Raw genomic sequence first — 17,163 nt, 5'->3', positions numbered from 1 at the left:
ATCGCCCCGGAGCCAATGAAGCTTCGGGGTTTTCTTCGTGTGGCAGGAATACTTCTTCTGCTTCAAAATAAAAAGACCTGACGATGTTCGCCAGGTCCTGATTCGTACCGACTTGTCTGCTGCCAAGCTAAGGTAGCAGGCTTTTTTAGTACAGCAAATATTTCTCTACTTCTTCCGGTTCCTTGATGTGAATGCCACCAGTATCGCCGTATTTAAACAGGTTGAACATCACTTGCTGGTCCATTGTTCCAGCTTCAGGAAGTGGGAGAATGATCCAAGTCTCGTATTGGTGGATCAGACGGTCTTCCTTACCGAACCAAATCGTTGTCTTGATCGTGGATTCCTTCAAGATGTAATCCAGATCAGGGCGTTCTCCTAATTGTTTTTTCAATGGTTCAAACAGTGGGCTTTGGCTATTTTTCAGCCATTCTGCTCCTGTCATTTTCAATTGGAACGGAACGCTGACTACACCGATAACCTTTTCCTCAGGCAATTGGACGGCCTTATCCATGAAAGGCAGCCAGTCCTCGAAGCCCTTCAATACGTCGAAGGCAAGTGGCTCCTCTGGAGCGGTCACGAACTGCTCATTCGCCTTGATATAGCGCTTGTCGTTAATTCGATAGTACGAATACGGTTGGGCCGCGATGCGAGCATCCACATTATAGCCTTTCCCGTTGATGACAGCTCCATTGAACATACTCGTCGTGGTACGAGACAGGATTGTGTTTTTCACATACCCTTTATACCAGTAGGTCTGTGCCTCTTCATCCGTTTTGCCCTTTTCTAGAGCTGTTTTCAACCACTCGGCCCCTGACTCGGTTTGGACCGTTGTCGTTTGATCCGGCTTCTGGTCAAAATTGGTAGTGGCAAAAGCCTTCGTCCCTGACTCATACGTGCAGCCACCGAGCAGGGAGGCTGTGCAGATGGCAGCGAGCAATGCCCATGCTTTCGTCGCTTTACGCATGGCGAAACCTCCTTACGACCCCGTATCCCAAGAGTCCCACGAATAGCGCGATTGTGAGTCCGAGTACCGGAATGTTGTGCTGCTTAAACACGAGAATACGATGCGTATTGTACATATTAGCCACGATTTCGTTTTCTTTGTCTCCATCGATGTCGCCGATTTGCACATTGATTAGCGGCATGTAAATGCGCCAGTTTTGTTTCAAGCCCTCTGGCGTGTAGTCATAGCCAGACAAATAGCGAGTATCTGTGGTACTGACCCAGCTTTTCGCTTTGGCTACGATCTCAGGCTTGGCGTTGTTACCAATCGTAGCAAAGTTGGAGAAGCGGAAGCTCTTATCGTGGTCACCGCTTGCCCACAAAATTTCCCACGTACCGTCTGCTTTTGGTTTCAAGATGTACGAAGGTTTGCCAGCCACGAGCAGCTCATCAACCTTGTCGTTGTCGATATCAGCAGGAATGAACTCGCCAGTTGCCAATTCAGCCTGTTTGCGTGTCAGTGTGTACGATTCTGTCAGTGTACCATCCGGCTCTACAGACAGTACACTCAGGTGCTCGCCCATGACAACGATTCCCTCGCGGCCATCTGGTAGCATCATGGTGGTCATCAGCTTGGTTGCTTTTGTCGTGCCGCCAAAAGGCTTGCCGTCGTAGTTACCTGTCAGCATACCATCCTTGATGTGTAGATCCGTGTACTTGGAACCCAGTGTTTGTCGGACATCTATACTGCCTGCATTATCTGCCAGTTGATTTGCGATGTTCTCCATATCAAGCATAAACGCACGATAGGGTGCCGTTCCGATTTGCATCATGCCTTCCGCATATGGTTGGCGTTGGACATTCGGTACCAATTGACCATCTTTCATCGTGTAATACGGGAAGCCTGGGTAATCGGTCGGCAGTTTTTCCTTGATGATCTCCATGGTTTCTGCCGGAATCTGATCATTCGGCATCCGCACCATTTGACCATCTTTCCAGGTCAGGACGTAAAGAGAAACAGGTTCCGCCTGCAAATGGCGCAGCTTCTCCGCCATTGCTTTTTTCTCTTCTTCCGTCTCTGGCTTTTCAATTTTTTCCGGTAGTGGAAGCTCCTCGGCATTGCCGTACGTAATGATCTCCATCTTGCCATCGCCATTGACGTCTTGCAGCGTGATCGGGAAATAATCTACCCAATCGCCGTTGTACAAACGATCAGATTCGTATGTCACGGTAAAGTGGCTCAGTGCAGTCAGAGTATCTCTGTTGAACGTCACGTTCGCCAAAAGTGCGATCAAAACCAACGAGCCGACTGCACGCCAGTTGAGGCGCCCATACCATTTCACGAGAAGCGCAATCACGATGACTGCGATTGCACCACCGATCAACAGAGCAGCGGTCGTTTTCACATCGACGCGTGTCAGTGCGCGATCCAAGAGCAAGAAGCCGATGGTAAACACAAGCACTTGTCGACGTTCCGACGGATGTACCACAAAGTAGCAAAATGCTAGCAGTGGCAGGAAAATGAGTACAGCAATCCACGTTAAATCAAGGAACGCGGGTTTCACGAGCAAATGATAAATCAGAAACAGGGCAATGGCGTACAGCGCCCAGCTTATCGTATCGAGAATAGGATTCCGGCGCATGCCCTCACCACCTTTTGTTTTGTGTCTGGTCGACGAATAATGCGCAGAGGAAGCCGCCAAACAGCCAGAAATAGAGGGCCACGAACGGCACCTCGAAAATGTTTTCCACGAGGTTATGCGTTGCTACCGCGATTAGTCCGCCCAGCAGTCCGAGAATCGCGAAAAAGTGCGGCGAGCCTTGGAGGTTGCGGATAAGTCCGGCGCCATACTTGAACATGGTGATCACGGAACCGATTAACAGGATGATCCCGATCAGACCGTATTCCGCCAAGCTTTTGAAGAAATAACTATCTGAATAAATCGTTCCGAAATGGCGCGTAGCAACTGCACCGCCGTGATGACCGAGACCGACGCCGAACAATGGCTCGATGCGCATCTTGTCATAGGCTTCGCCCCAACGGCCAATACGTCCGCCTTGGCTGCTAGATTCGAAGTATTCAGGTGTAAACAGCGTGAAAATGCGGTCTTTTACTTTTCCGACAAGCGGAACTGAATCAGGAACGAAGAACAGGGCTACAACCCCGATAATTCCTGCGATCACCAAATATCCTGCTACTCGTTTGTTCCAGATGTAGAAGCAAACGAACACGGCAAAGGCAAGAGCGAACCAGGCACCGCGGGACCCGGTTAAGAGCAAAGCAAGCACGGTGGTCAGTGCAACAATGGCCCAAATCAATTTTTGCTTGAGAGTAGTAGCTGTCATGAACAGACCAGCGGCGATCGGTGTAACCAACGCCATATAGCTGCCCAATACGTTCGGGCTCGTTACGAAGGAGAATGCACGCGTTGTAACTGCTTCCCCTTCCTGCACCCATGATTCAGGTGTTTTGACGCCCACGATGACTTGCAAGACACCATACAGTGCCGCTACGAAACCAACCAGCACAAGTACCTTCATGAACTTGTTCAGGTCTTCCATCGACTTCAGTAAATAGAAGCCCATGAAAAAGGCGAGGATGTACTGGTAGACAGAGCGGAATCCTTCCACAGTCGCTTCCCAGTTCGCCATGTCTGTCACCATGATGGCAACACCCAGGACGAAAAAGGCTCCCAGCCAATGTTTGATTCCAGGCATCGTTCTGTTTGATTGCAAAAAGGCTCCAAACGTAAACAGCATCAGAACGATGAGCAGTGCTTCATCCCACAAAGAAGATATGACTGGAATCGGTAGAATCTGTCGCAAGACGTAATCAATTACTGGATAGGCCAACAGCAAATACAACCATGTAGTTGATTGGCTTCCCCACTTCAACACGGTTTCTCTCATTTTTATTGTAGTCCTCCTACAGGTAGGGATTAACCTACCTATTATAATGAATCTGGCAACCCGGTAGCAAGCCGGGGGGAAAGAGGTTGGTAGGAACGGTAGAAATAAGATATGATAACTAGGTAGTTTGAGGGGTTAGAACCAAGCCTGGAACGTAGGGTTTCAAATAGGGATAGGAGAAAAGTGGACATGAGTTTGTTAAAAATTGCTTCCATGATTGTCGTGCTGACTCTTGTTGGAAGGCTTCTGGGCTTTTTTCGCAGTGTGTATGTATCCAACTTGTACGGTACTGGCATGGAGGCAGATGCGTTTAATATCGCGGCAACGATCCCGCTGACGCTGTTCTTGGTCATACCGGGAGCGGTCAATGCTGTACTGATTCCGACCATGCGCGGCATGATGGAAAAAGGAGAGCGGACGACTGACCTCTATCAGAAGATGCTCACGATCATTTTGGGTATATTCGTTGCTCTGTCTGTCTTAGGAGTTGTCTTTTCTTATCAGCTTGCTGCAATGTTTGGACTGACAGGTGAGAAGCTTGAACTCACGGCTAGCATGCTGCAATGGATGTGGCCATCAGCTATTTTCATCGGGTTAACAGGGCTGTGGTCGAGTATTTGTAATGCGCACCAACATTTCTTTACACCGACGCTCGGCACGGTAGCCAATGGTGCTTTGGTAATTGTCAGCATGTATGTACTCGTTCCGATGTATGGACCCATTGGTTTGGCGATGGCTACGACAATCGGCTACTTGGCTGCACTGTTGCCGATTCTCCCGACTTTGCGCGGATTCGGTTATCAGCAGCGCTTCTCCTTCGCTTGGCGTGAGGACACTGCTCTCAAAGGCATGGGCGAGCGAGTCATTCCGATTTTAATTGGTGCGGTTGTTGCTCAGGCAACTACCTTTTTAGAGCGAGGCTTCGCGGAAGGGCTTGGAACGGGTGTCGTTTCCGCTCTCGCCAATGCGAATCAGATCATGCAATTGCCTCTGGCTATTTTTGTCGGGGCGTTTACGTTGCCGTTATTCCCACTGTTGGCTAGTCATGTCAAGCGGGGGGAAATGACGGAGATGAAGCAAATCCTGCAAAAGGGACTTGCCTATCTCCTCATTTTGCTTCTGCCCGTGACAGTTGGACTTGCGTTATACGCAGAGCCGATCATCCGTCTAGCTTTTGAGCGCGGTGCGTTCGACGAGCATTCTGTCGCTTTAACAGCGTGGGCACTGCCGTTTTACGGCGTGGGACTTTTCTTTTTAGCGTCGAGAGACTTGCTGACTCGCGCCTTTTATGCACTAGAAAACACGAAGACACCCGTTATGATCGGGGCGATTGGGATCGGTGTGTATGCCCTTGCCAACTGGTTGCTCATTCCGCTGCTTGGTCATGGCGGAATTGCTCTTGCCAATGCAGTTTCGGCTATCAGTCAAGCGCTCCTGCTGTTCATTTTGCTATGGAGGGCAGTAGGCAGCCCTGTACGAGCGAATTTCCTCATGACTACAGGGAAAACCATTCTGGGCTGCGCAGTCATGGCTGGTGCTATTTTGTTCGTCGATCCATGGTTATCCGTTTTGCCTGTCTGGTTGTACTTATCGCTGGGAATTATGGGTGCAGCTGTTTTATATCTTGTTGTGCTCATTTTGGTTCGCGAGCCACTTGTTTCAGAGCTGCTGCAAAAAGTACGCAAGCGGTCTACTCCAGCGGGGGGGCGCTCGTAAGCGGGAATTCCCGGATGGCATAACGAGTCTTACCTGAGCTAGCGGGAGGAATGGTCTCCACATAAGAAACGTGGATACTCACTTGACCTAACGCCGCGCGAATTCCTGCCAAAAGCTTGGCTTCATCGGCAGGCAAAAAACGTTCGGGCTCCTTCACCAGTCGCAGGCTCAGTCGCTCCGGCTCATGCTGGACGATCTGGAAGGTGCGAAAGCTGTCCATATTGCGAACGATGTGATTAAAATAATGTCCGTGCACGTACTTTCCGTTTCGTGATAGGAACATGTCGTCTTCTCTGCCGTCTATCGAAGCAAGAAGTGGAAAAGGGAGATTGCATGAGCAGGCTGAATCAGACAGAGCGACGACATCTCCTATTTGGTAGCGCAGGCGAGGCATGACGGTATTGTGCAGGTCAGTGACAAGCAGTGCTCCTGGGTGTCCATTGTTGAGGGGCATATGCGTAATTGGATCGACTACCTCCAAATAACAGTTCCCGGAAAAGGCGTGCATGCTCCCTGCTTTACATTGATAGGCGATCATTCCACCGTCACGAGCGCCGTATTCATTCACAATAGGCGCATCAAAAGCCTGGGCAATCGTTTGCCGCTGGTGTTCGTGCAGGCTTTCTGCTGTAGAGACCACGGCTTTAAGCGGGATTCCCAGTCCCATGCCACGTCGTAGCATCATCATGGCGAGGGTATGCAGCGCGGAGGAGTACCCGTATAAATAGGCTGGACGGAATTCCCGGATGAGGCGCAGGTTTGCTTCCAAATGTCTTTCGTCCAATTCATAGGCAGAAATCATCAGGCGGTTTTTCAACCAGCGTTCCTTCCAGCGGAAGCGGCGAGCTTGCTGGGCGTTTAATTCGAGTGGAGAGCCCCAAATCATCACACACGGGTCACCAATGCGAATGCCGTACCAGGATAGCCCAAACCACCGTGCAGCTTCATATCGCTCGACAGTTGGACGATCGAGGTAAAAATGGGTAGGTTCACCCGTGGAGCCTCCGGTTCGATTTCCAATGAGCCTGCTTGTTTCTCGGCCCTGGCTCAAATATTGATCAGTGTTTTGCCGAAAGTGTGTTTTGGTCAGAACAGGAATCCGCTGCAAAAAACGTTCAGGCATCTCACGCATTTTACTCCAATCTGGGGCGAAGGCAGTGTAAGCTGGTACATTTTGTATCGCATGATTGAGTAGTTTCACCAGCTTTTCTCGCTGCTGCACGGTAAGCGCTTCGGCAGATAGACGCTGTGTTGCTTGCAATTCTTTCATGTAAGGACGGATGCGATTTCCTTTCAAAGCCTCCATTAGCGGCCACTGTACATGGCGGATCAAAAATCCGGTTGTGGGCACAATATCCCCTCCTACTCATAGATCACACAGGCAGATGATTAAAAAAAATCAATGGAATCTGTTTTTCACCAGTATTCCTGCGAAATTCCATCGATATACCTGTTTGCTGGAAGAGGGAAATGATAGTAGGATAGAGAGTGGGTTCATGTCGATTGGTGCTGCCCCACGGGTATCCAGTCAAAGAGACGAATAAAGGAGTTACCCATGTTGAAAAAAAGTCATTTTCTCGCGGGAGCGTTGATCTTAGCCATAGCGGGGATTTTGTCAAAAGTTATCGGGATGTTCTATCGAATTCCCCTTCAAGAGATAGTTGGCGACAGAGGTCTCGGACTCTATCAGGAAGTATATCCTCTCTACCTGACCTTTCTCATATTGGCGACAGCAGGTGTGCCAGTAGCGTTGTCGAGAGTGATTGCAGAGGCATTAGCTGAAGGAAAACAAGGCTCTATTGGACAAATTTTGGCCCGTAGCATGGTCATGATGGGCGCCATCGGACTTGTCTTGTTTGGGCTCCTGTACGTCAGCTCTCCACTCATCGCAAAGCTCATGGGGAATCCGCATTTGATTGAGCCAATTCGAGCGATTTCCATGTCGCTGCTGTTCGTTCCCTTGATTGCGGTTATTCGCGGCTTTTTCTACGGCCATCAAAAAATGTTGTTTGTCGGGCTCTCGCAAATCGTAGAGCAGACCTTGCGCGTCGTATTTATTTTGGTAGCTTCCCTGTATCTCGTGTCACTCGGTGAAGATACGGATACCGTGATTACCGGAGTTAACTTTGGAACAATGATCAGTACGTTTTTAAGTCTCGGGTTTCTAGCGTTACTCATGTGGCTCCACAATCGGAAAAATTCCGTATTTGGCGGGGCTGAGTGGCGGAGCCTTACTTGGTGGTATGATCGTGCCTTCTTCGCCTCGATGTGGCGAATTGCCTGGCCGATTTGTATCAGTGCCTTAGTTATCCCGATTTTCAGCTTGACGGATTCCTTTCTGGCGATTAACATCTTCCGCTACATATGGAATGTGGACGGCTTGACGGCGGATACGTGGTTTGGCATTTACAGCAGGGGAGGACCACTTCTGCAAATGGCGAGCTTGTTCGGATCATCGATTGCCCTCTCGATTGTCCCTGCCATTGCCGAAGCGATCAGACAAAAGGATCAGGAGCGGATTACGACCTTGACCAAGCTCTCCCTGCGTTTTGCTTGGCTAATCGGTCTACCTGCTGGTCTGGGACTGACAGCTGTAGCTGAAGGGGCGAATCTGGCGTTGTATGGTGATATGGAAGGCACACGTGCCATGGCGATTTTAGGCATCACCGCGATCCCGCTTTCCTTGTTACTGGCTACAAATGGTATTTTGCAAGGGATTGGTAAAGAAAAAATCCCTGCGCGTCATCTGCTGTATGGGGTTATTGTGAAGGTACTGGCGACACTCGTGTTTACCTCGATGTTCGGTATGGACGGCTTGTCCCTGTCTTGGCTGGTTGCGACTGCATTTGTCTGCGTACTGAATATGCGAGTCATCAACCATTACGTATCGATTCCGATTAACTGGCGCTTCGATACCATTTATCCGTTACTTGTGGCTAACCTCATGCTGATTCTGGCTTGGGGAGCGACAGAGGCAGTTGATTTCCTGTTCAGGGGAAGAGAACCAGTACGCATGTTGGGAGCGATAGAGACCGTTGCTGGAGTCGGTGTAGGACTCATTGTGTACTTGGGACTGCTCATCATTATTCCGCTCATTGAGGACAAGGAGTTGGATTGGCTGCCTGGCGGAAACAAGCTGCGCACTTTTATCCAATTCATTCGGAGGAAACAAGCTTCTTCATTAAAGTCCAATACGAATAACGATTAAACCAATCACAAAACCCCTTTCTCCACAAACGGAGGAAGGGGTTTTATGTGGTCCTTCTTATTTCGTTTTTTGATAAACACAGACGACCATTTTCACGAAAAATTCACGGGTAGCGGGCCATTTTGCCAAGGTCTGCAACTGATTGCGCAACGGAATCTCTCGCTGGTAAACCGCAGGCTGCACCACGCCTTGTTGAATTTTTCGAAATCGCTTGATCGTCATGCGATTGATGTACGAGATCGTATCTCTACCATCAGGAAGCTTGTCGAAGCGAAAAGCAATCCGGTCAGAACCGTCTGGCAAGTCGCGGACTAGCTGTTTATAGGCGTCAATCAAGGCTTGCTCCGAGAAGAGAGCATGCACCCAAGGAATGCCGATCGCATCTGACAAATGAGCACCGTATGGATGATAATACGGCGGAAAATTGATGTAGAGATGCCCGCCAGGCTTCAAGACCCGAAAGCATTCCTCCAGCGTTTTTTCCGGTTCGCCTACGTGCTCCATCGCGTCATTCATGATGATCGTATCGAACGTGTTGTCCGGGAAGTCCATTCTCGCGGCATCACCAGTCATGAAGGAGACGAGATGATCCAGTCCTTTTTTCTTCGCGAATTCATTTCCTTCGTCCGCGTAGTGGGGGACGATGTCGATGCCGATCATTTTTTTCGGTTCAAAGGTGGCGTAATAACAGGTTTTTCCACCGCCGCCACAGCCGATGTCCAAAACCGTTTTGTCACGGAACATTTGCTCCTGTGAATGGAAGGGGAGGAAAAACTGAATCGTTTGATCCCCTTTTTGAAATTGCCATTCTGTATAGCTCATTTCCCCGTTGTTTGCCAGATTAAATGGGTGAACGGGGAGAGGAAATAATCGATTTAAACGAAGTAACACTTGTGAAGAAAAGGACATGATGTCCTCCTTTCCAGGTCAGCCTTATTTGCGCAGCGCCTGCAAAACAAGTTCACTGCTTTTGGAAGCTTCGATCGCTAACAGATGGGAATGCTTCGTTACCACATCAATTTCGTGTTCGAGGTTGTCCAGTTTTTCAGCGAGCAAGGTCAAAAGTGTAGTTTCATCGAGTTGAGTAATATGACCAGCATTGGGCATTCCAGCGCGTTCAACGAATCGATCGATTTTCGGATCGTAGGAGATACCGATAAAAGGGATTCGCAGCATGCACGCAAGAATAAGTGAATGAAGCCGCATTCCAACGACGTAGTTGCATTGCTTCAGTACCGACATAATGTCATGAAAAGTCACGGGTGCATCGAGAAGACGTGCTCCTGGTTGGCTCATCTGGTCCATGATTTCCTGAGACGGTGCCAAATCACTAGGGACATGCATCGGCAGGAAGAGAACATTCCATCCGCGCATGATAAACCAATCTGCTGCCCTGGCTATCTTCTGTTTGAATTGCTGTTCCTGCTTCCAGTCCCGGACAGAGATGGCGACCAAAGGCTTGGAAGGATCATCAAACATACCATGGAGCAGCTCTTTTCCCCGTTGATCTGCAATATCGTCAGGGGATATCGTCAGAGCAGGGTCAGCTGTTATATAGATAGGGGCTTTTTTTACGCCGCAGGCTTTGAAGTCCTCCCCTGATTCGTAGTCGCGAACGGTGATGATGTTGACGTGATTCACCACGCGTTTAATCATCGTGCGACTGAGCGATTTAAGGATGGGTCCAAACCCTTGCGCGTAAAAGACCACGGGTTTACCTAAAAGCTTGGCAATGGTGACGATGCCCAAATAGTAGAGGACACTGCGCGGACTGGTTACATCCTGCATCAGTGTACCGCCGCCCATCACCAGCATGTCACTTCGCGAAAGCTCGCGGACGATGGTTCCAAAGCTCCAGCGGTTATAGGCTTCAATCCCGAACAGTTCCGCAGTCCGATCAGGCTGATTGGACAAGACGGCGAGAGAGATATTTGGTTGTTCCCGCTTAAGAGAGCTGATGATGCCGTACAGGACCACATCGTCTCCGGCATTATTAAAGCCGTAGTACCCGGAGATGAGAATTCGCGACATGGAGTGAACCTTCTTTCTATATCAAACGTACAGGAAAAATACATTCTCAAGTATAATCGAGTAAACAAGGGGAAGTAAAGCAACGACAGTAGAAAACTTCCCGCTCCAATTGTTTGGACAGATACAGTGGGTGCAGCACGGTTCGTAGGGTATAATGATGTTGTTCCGACTTACGAGAACATATAGAGGAAACCCATACCGAACATGCCGATGCCAAGAACGATGAGGGCAATCATGACGATAAAAAGTCCCTTGTTTTTGCGGCGACGGTAAAAAAATTCGTCAAACATGGTAAGCCTCCCTGCGGTTGTGATAGTCCATTCTACTATCATACCATGTTCTCTATCATCCTTGCCATCTACATATGAGTGAATAGATGTCCGCAAGAATAGGGGCGACTAACAGCAAAAGGGAAGGAGCATTTTTCATCATGGAAAACATGTGGCTCAAATACACATTACTAGTGGAACCAGAAATTGAGGATTTGTTTGTGGCAGAGGTTTTGACCAGCTCCTACACGCTTGGCTGGATCGAACCGCAAATCGAAGTACTGACAACGGAAAACGGATATGATTACGCAGAAAATACGGAAGGTCCACTTGCTGGTTATTTGTTTGAACCCCAGCACGATCGTGAAGAGGAGCATGTAGCTCGCCTGAAGACCTACATTCAGCGGTGGAATGGACAAGTCACGATAAAAGATGTAGAACTCGTCGCTGAGGAAAATGATTCGTGGAAAGAGGAGTTCCGTGAAGTCAAAATAGGTGATTGGTGGGTGGCACCAACGTGGACGGACCCCGCAGCCTTGGAGTCGGCTCGGCATATCCTATGGATTGATCCAGGTGCAGCCTTCGGAACCGGCTATCATGGGACGACGCAGGACATTCTTTTGTTTTTGCAAGAAATGGATCTGGAGGGTAAGCAAGTCATTGATGTAGGAGCTGGCTCAGGAATTCTCTCTTTGTACTGCGCTTTGAATGGAGCGAAGCATCCTGTATGGGCAGTGGACATTAATCCACAAAGCGAGTATCAGGTTCTCGTCAATGCGACCAATAACCACCTTCCTGACCACGCTGTACAAGTAATCATTGGGGATGCGAGAGAGGACGCAGTGAAGTCCCAATTGCCTGACCAAGCTGATTTCATTCTGGTCAACATCGGGGGCGATGAAAATGTCGCGATGCTTCCGATGATTACGGAGAGAATGGCACCGAAAGGAACTTTGATTCTCTCGGGAATTGTCGAATGGAATCGGGATGCTGTCATCGCCTTATTTGAACAAGCAGGCTTCCAAGTAGAAAAAGAAAGTCAACATGACGAATGGGTTACCGTTGTATTGAAAAACATCGCTTAGAACCGCCCTGTAACTTCCGTGTGAGACAATAAAGAAAATAAGGTACTCAATGGAGGGGAAAACAAATGGAGCAGGTTGTCATTGCTGCTGCTGGACGTACGCCAATCGGTACGTTTGGTGGCGTCTTGAAAGATGTAAGCGCTCGCAAGTTGGCAGAAACCGTCATTCGTGGTGTCATGGATCGATCTGGCCTGGAAGCTTCTCAGATCAATGAAGTCATTTTAGGGAATTGCATTCAGCGGACAGACGAACCAAACATAGCGCGAGTGGCAGCATTGGACGCAGGATTGGGAAAAGAAGTGACGGGCTTCACGATACAACGTCAATGTGCATCCGGCATGCAAGCGATTGTGAGCGGCGCTTCCCAGATCCTTTTAGGCGACAGTGAAATTGTTTTGGCAGGCGGCGTAGAGAGCATGAGCAACGCCCCGTATGTCCTGAAAAATGCGCGCTGGGGCAAACGTTTGACACATGGAGAAATGACCGATGCGATGTGGGAGTTGTTAACAGATCCCCACCATCAAATTCTGATGGGAGAAACGGCAGAACGTCTGGTCGATCGTTATGGGATCACACGTGAGGAGTCGGATGAAATTGCCTTGCGCAGTCAGCAGAATGCGATCCGCGCCATAGACAGCGGTTTGTTTGCCGAGGAAATCATCGGGGTCCCTGTTAAAAAACGCTCGGAAGAAATCATGGTTACGGAAGACGAATTCCCTCGCAGGGGAGTGACTCTGGAGAGTCTTGCGAAGCTTAGACCCAGTTTTCGTGACAATGGTACAGTGACGCCAGGCAATGCTTCGGGGCTCAACGATGGAGCGTCCGCAGCCGTTTTGATGAAAGAAGGAAAAGCGAGAGAGCTCGGGATCGAACCACTCGGCAAAATTGTCTCGTGGGCAGTAGCGGGAGTAGAGCCTGATTTGATGGGATATGGACCCGTTCCAGCGGTGAAGCGAGCATTGGCAAAAGCCGGTTTGACGCTCGCGGATATCGAACTGATCGAAGTGAACGAAGCCTTCGCCGCACAATACCTCGCCGTAGAAAAACTGCTAGAACTGCCTCGGGAAATAACGAATGTGAACGGAAGTGGTATCGCGCTGGGTCATCCTGTCGGTTCTACTGGCTGCCGAATTGTCATAACCTTGCTGCATGAAATGAAGCGGCGACAGCTGAAACGAGGCTTGGCTGCCCTTTGTGTTGGCGGCGGGATGGGTATGGCGATGGTTGTCGAACGCACATAGGTTTAAACGAAGTCTCCCCTGTTAAAAATGGAAGCAAAGGGGGAGGCTTTTGTCATGTTTATAGGGTCATTTTTCAAGCGACATGGAAAACAGATTGCGTTTCATACCTTATCCTGTTTGGCGATCGGGGCGTTGCTGCTGGTTGCCTACAGTGCCTATCAATACAAGCAAATGACCAGTCAGTGGTATGCTCCGATTGATGGAGCCAAAGGGAGCGCAAAACAGGCGACTGCGTCCCTTCCTCCTCGTGATCTTTTGACAGGAACAGAACCATTGAAGCCTTTCGTCGCCCTGCTTCTTGGCGTAGATAGTCGAGACGGGGAAAGTGCACGTTCAGATACGATGATGCTTGCGGCGATTCATCCCGGGAAGCAATCCGTCTACCTTTTGGCGATTCCGCGTGACAGCTACATGGAGCTCCCGGGAAAGGGATACGACAAAGTGAACCATGCGATGGCTTTTGGTGGTCCGAAGATGGTGAAGGAGTCACTGGAAAAGTTTTTACAAATAAAAATTGATCGGTATATCTCCGTAGATTTCGATGGCTTCCGTCAAATTGTGGACGAGCTGGGCGGTGTCACTGTCGATGTGAAGAAACGTATGAAGTACAGCGATCCGAGCGACGACACGTACATCGATATACAACCAGGGCTGCAGACTTTATCAGGTAAGCAGGCATTGGATTATGCCCGTTATAGAAAAAGTGATCTAGGCAAGGAAGACAGTGATTACATGCGGATTGGCAGACAGCAGGAAATTCTCAAAGCGTTGGCTTCTAAAGGCACCTCGCTCCAAGGGTATACCAAGGCATTTTCACTCATGGAGATACTGGGTCAGCATGTGAAAACGGACCTCACCGAGCAGGAAATCGCCTCTCTGTTACTGTCCTATGGCGATGGCACTCCGAACGCCATTCAAGCCGATACACTGGTCGGGCAGGATGAGCGCATTTGGCATAATGGAATCGTCGGCTGGTATCATCTCGTCCCCACAACTGAACGGGAAAGAGCACGTCAGCAAATGATCAAGGAAATAACATCGTAAGACACAAAGAGCATAAGGGTAAAGGACACGGCTTTATCAAAGGTCGTGTCCTTTTTTGTCGAATGCTCATGTCCCGATGGAACGTACATGATTTTAATTGGAAAATTGAATATGTTTCGAATACAATAGTCATTAGGAAGAGATTATGAATGTAGATCATAGGGAGAGGCAAGGCCATTTAAGGGATGGAGGGAATGACCATGTCAAATGCCAAGCCTTGGATTGCCAATTACCCGCCCGAAACTGCGTCGTCATTGGATTACCCCCGTGTTCCTTTGACGCATTTTCTGGAGCAATCAGCAGCTGTGTATCCAGACAGTAACGCGATCTATTTCATGGGAAAAAGCATTACGTATCGAGAGCTTTTGCAGTTGTCATATCAATTTGCCAATGCATTGATCAAGCGCGGTGTAAAGAAAGGTGACCGCGTGGCGATAATGCTGCCAAATACTCCACAAGCCGTCATCAGCTACTACGGGGCGCTTTTTGCAGGCGCGATCGTGGTCATGACCAACCCGCTATATACCGAGCGAGAATTGATTCACCAAATGAACGATTCTGGCGCCGAGACCATCATCACACTGGATTTGTTGTACAAACGTGTTACCCAAGTCCGTGCAGCTACCTCACTTCAACGAATCATCATCACAAGCGTTGGCGATTTCCTTCCCTTACTGAAAAAATGGCTCTATCCGTTCGTGCAGAAGAAACAAGGACAAAATCCGCAGGTTACATACAGCGCAGATATTGAGCCTTTTCTTTCCGTATTAAAAGAAAGCGCTAACAAGCCTGCTGAAGTACCAGTCGATCCGACCAAGGACATCGCGCTCCTCCAATATACAGGGGGGACAACAGGTGTTGCCAAAGGCGTCATGCTGACGCACGCCAATCTCATTGCGAATGCAGTCCAGTGCCAAGCGGTCCTTTACAAACTGAAAAAGGGAAAAGAACGGATTTTGTGTGTGCTCCCGTTGTTCCACGTGTATGGAATGACTACCGTGATGAACAAAGGGATTTGTATCGCAGCAGAAATTATTCTCGTTCCCAAATTCGACGTGAAGCAAATATTTGAAATGATCGACAAGCGCAAGCCTACTCTTTTCCCAGGGGCACCCACCATGTATATCGGTCTCATCAACCACCCGGACTTGAAAAAGCATGATCTTTCATCGATCGACGCATGTGTCAGTGGATCAGCTCCGTTGCCGATCGAAGTGAAGCTCAAATTTGAGGAGTTGACGGGCGGCAAGCTGGTCGAGGGCTATGGGATGACAGAGGCTTCTCCCGTAACACATTCCAACCCGATTTGGGAAAAAGGCATTACGGGAAGCATCGGGATGCCGTGGCCAGATACGGATTGCCGAATTGTAGATCCGGCAACAGGAGAAGAGATGCCCCAAGGCGAGGTCGGGGAGTTGGCCGTAAAAGGACCCCAAGTCATGCTAGGCTATTGGAATCGCCCAGAGGATACCGCTGCCGTATTAAGGGATGGCTGGTTTTTGACGGGAGATATGGGCTATATGGACGAAAACGGCTATTTCTATATCGTAGATCGCAAAAAAGACATGATTATAGCTGGTGGCTTCAATATTTATCCGCGCGAAGTAGAAGAAGTGCTGTTTGAGCATCCCGCCATCCAGGAGGCAGCAGTCATCGGTGTCCCAGATCCTTACCGGGGGGAAACAGTCAAAGCATACGTCGTTTTCAAGGATGGACAGCTCGTAAGTGAAGAGGATCTGGAATCGCATTGCAGACAGAGACTCGCCGCCTATAAGATTCCGAGACAATACGAGATTCGTACAGATTTGCCCAAAACCATGGTCGGAAAAGTATTGCGTCGCCAATTACAAGAAGAAGACAAGAAGAAAAGGGAAGCCCAGGAAGAAATCAAAACGAGCTAGTAGCTGATGTTTTGAGGCTTGCGATCCCAGGCGGAAAGCGGCCTTTTTTGCTGACCTCTTGCGATTGACAGAGGAGTGGCCCTGTATTACACTAATTATGAATGAGTGATCATTCATTTCATCGTCAATGTTAGTAAACATGGAGGTAGTTATGGCAAAGAAAACGGGGGAAAAGTATCAAGCCATTATTGATGCTGCTGTTCGAGTAATCGCCAAACAGGGCTATTACAGTGCCCAGGTATCGAAAATTGCGAAAGAGGCGAAGGTAGCAGACGGCACCATATACCTCTATTTTGAAAACAAGGATGATATTTTGATATCACTGTTTAACGAAAAGATGGGCCAGTTTGTGGAGACAAACCGCAAACGCATTTCGGAAGCGACGACCATTGAGCAAAAGCTGTATGTACTCATCCATGCACACTTGAGCCAGCTATCCAAGGACCACGATCTGGCAAAAGTAACGCAAATCGAGCTCCGCCAATCCAGTCCGTTCATTAGTGAAGGAATCGGCAACGTGATGAAGCAGTATTTCAACCTTATTGACGAAGTGATCGTAGAGGGTATGGAGCAGGGCGTATTCCGATCTGATCTCGAGGTGCGGATTACGCGCAAAATGATTTTTGGAACGCTGGACGAAGTGACGACATCTTGGGTGATGAAAGAGTGCAAGTACGACCTTGTCTCTTATGTTGATTCCATTCATAACCTCTTCCTGCTTGGTATGAAGGGAAAAGAATGAAAAGAAAAGCTTTTTTTGCATGAAAACGTTTGTTACAATGGAAACAGTAAGACTGAGCGATCGCTCGGAATGAA

13 protein-coding genes are annotated in these 17,163 nt (G+C 49.0%); 7 read left to right on the top strand and 6 right to left on the bottom strand.

The genetic code is table 11. The annotated features are described in order from the left end of the window. Positions 1–145: 145 nt before the first annotated feature. From HP570_RS07625 to HP570_RS07615, 3 genes are read right to left on the bottom strand one after another with little or no spacing between them, the layout of a single operon-like run. On the bottom strand, positions 146–964 hold the full coding sequence (locus HP570_RS07625; protein WP_016739023.1) for a hypothetical protein: 819 nt from the start codon (positions 962–964) through the stop codon (positions 146–148). Further along, positions 957–2,585, bottom strand: a complete 1,629-nt coding sequence (locus HP570_RS07620; protein WP_173625350.1) for a hypothetical protein — start codon at positions 2,583–2,585, stop codon at positions 957–959. Before HP570_RS07620 ends, HP570_RS07625 begins: the two co-directional genes overlap by 8 nt. Positions 2,586–2,589: 4 nt before the next feature. Beyond that, positions 2,590–3,852 carry an O-antigen ligase family protein gene (locus tag HP570_RS07615; protein WP_173625349.1) on the bottom strand — a complete coding sequence of 421 codons (1,263 nt, stop codon included), beginning with the start codon at positions 3,850–3,852 and terminating at the stop codon, positions 2,590–2,592. Positions 3,853–4,041: 189 nt separating this feature from the next. Here HP570_RS07615 and murJ point away from each other — a divergent pair, with 189 nt between their 5' ends. After that, a complete protein-coding gene (gene murJ / locus HP570_RS07610; RefSeq protein WP_173625348.1) occupies positions 4,042–5,568 on the top strand; it encodes a murein biosynthesis integral membrane protein MurJ in 1,527 nt (508 codons plus the stop codon). Here murJ and HP570_RS07605 read toward each other — a convergent pair. Further along, the gene (locus HP570_RS07605; protein WP_173625347.1) at positions 5,543–6,919 is read right to left on the bottom strand and encodes a phenylacetate--CoA ligase family protein; all 1,377 of its coding nucleotides are present in this window, start codon (positions 6,917–6,919) and stop codon (positions 5,543–5,545) included. The two genes, murJ and HP570_RS07605, sit on opposite strands and share 26 nt — an antisense overlap. Positions 6,920–7,123: 204 nt before the next feature. Between HP570_RS07605 and HP570_RS07600 the strand changes: the two genes are divergently transcribed. After that, complete coding sequence (locus tag HP570_RS07600; RefSeq protein WP_173625346.1) at positions 7,124–8,776, top strand: putative polysaccharide biosynthesis protein; 1,653 nt, start codon at positions 7,124–7,126, stop codon at positions 8,774–8,776. A 57-nt stretch (positions 8,777–8,833) separates the two neighbouring features. Here HP570_RS07600 and HP570_RS07595 read toward each other — a convergent pair whose 3' ends face one another. Beyond that, complete coding sequence (locus HP570_RS07595) at positions 8,834–9,685, bottom strand: class I SAM-dependent methyltransferase (protein ID WP_173625345.1); 852 nt, start codon at positions 9,683–9,685, stop codon at positions 8,834–8,836. 24 nt (positions 9,686–9,709) lie between these two features. Then, complete coding sequence (gene csaB / locus HP570_RS07590) at positions 9,710–10,807, bottom strand: polysaccharide pyruvyl transferase CsaB (RefSeq protein WP_173625344.1); 1,098 nt, start codon at positions 10,805–10,807, stop codon at positions 9,710–9,712. A 430-nt stretch (positions 10,808–11,237) separates the two neighbouring features. Between csaB and HP570_RS07585 the strand changes: the two genes are divergently transcribed. From HP570_RS07585 to HP570_RS07565, 5 genes are all read left to right on the top strand, one after another. After that, complete coding sequence (locus HP570_RS07585) at positions 11,238–12,161, top strand: 50S ribosomal protein L11 methyltransferase (protein WP_173625343.1); 924 nt, start codon at positions 11,238–11,240, stop codon at positions 12,159–12,161. A gap of 65 nt (positions 12,162–12,226) precedes the next feature. Further along, positions 12,227–13,402, top strand: a complete 1,176-nt coding sequence (locus HP570_RS07580; protein WP_173625342.1) for an acetyl-CoA C-acetyltransferase — start codon at positions 12,227–12,229, stop codon at positions 13,400–13,402. A 54-nt stretch (positions 13,403–13,456) separates the two neighbouring features. Continuing rightward, on the top strand, positions 13,457–14,446 hold the full coding sequence (locus tag HP570_RS07575) for an LCP family protein (protein WP_173625341.1): 990 nt from the start codon (positions 13,457–13,459) through the stop codon (positions 14,444–14,446). 200 nt (positions 14,447–14,646) lie between these two features. Then, positions 14,647–16,347 carry an AMP-binding protein gene (locus HP570_RS07570; protein WP_173625340.1) on the top strand — a complete coding sequence of 567 codons (1,701 nt, stop codon included), beginning with the start codon at positions 14,647–14,649 and terminating at the stop codon, positions 16,345–16,347. Between the two features lie 151 nt (positions 16,348–16,498). Continuing rightward, entirely contained in the window at positions 16,499–17,089 is a 591-nt protein-coding gene (locus tag HP570_RS07565) for a fatty acid metabolism transcriptional regulator FadR (RefSeq protein ID WP_012685390.1), read from the top strand. Positions 17,090–17,163: the final 74 nt, after the last annotated feature.

The organism is Brevibacillus sp. RS1.1 (assembly GCF_013284365.1).
In the GTDB taxonomy this organism is placed as follows: Bacteria; Bacillota; Bacilli; order Brevibacillales; family Brevibacillaceae; genus Brevibacillus; species Brevibacillus brevis_D.
Note: the sequence above shows the minus strand (reverse complement) of the source record. Positions and strands in the feature narration are given on the sequence as shown.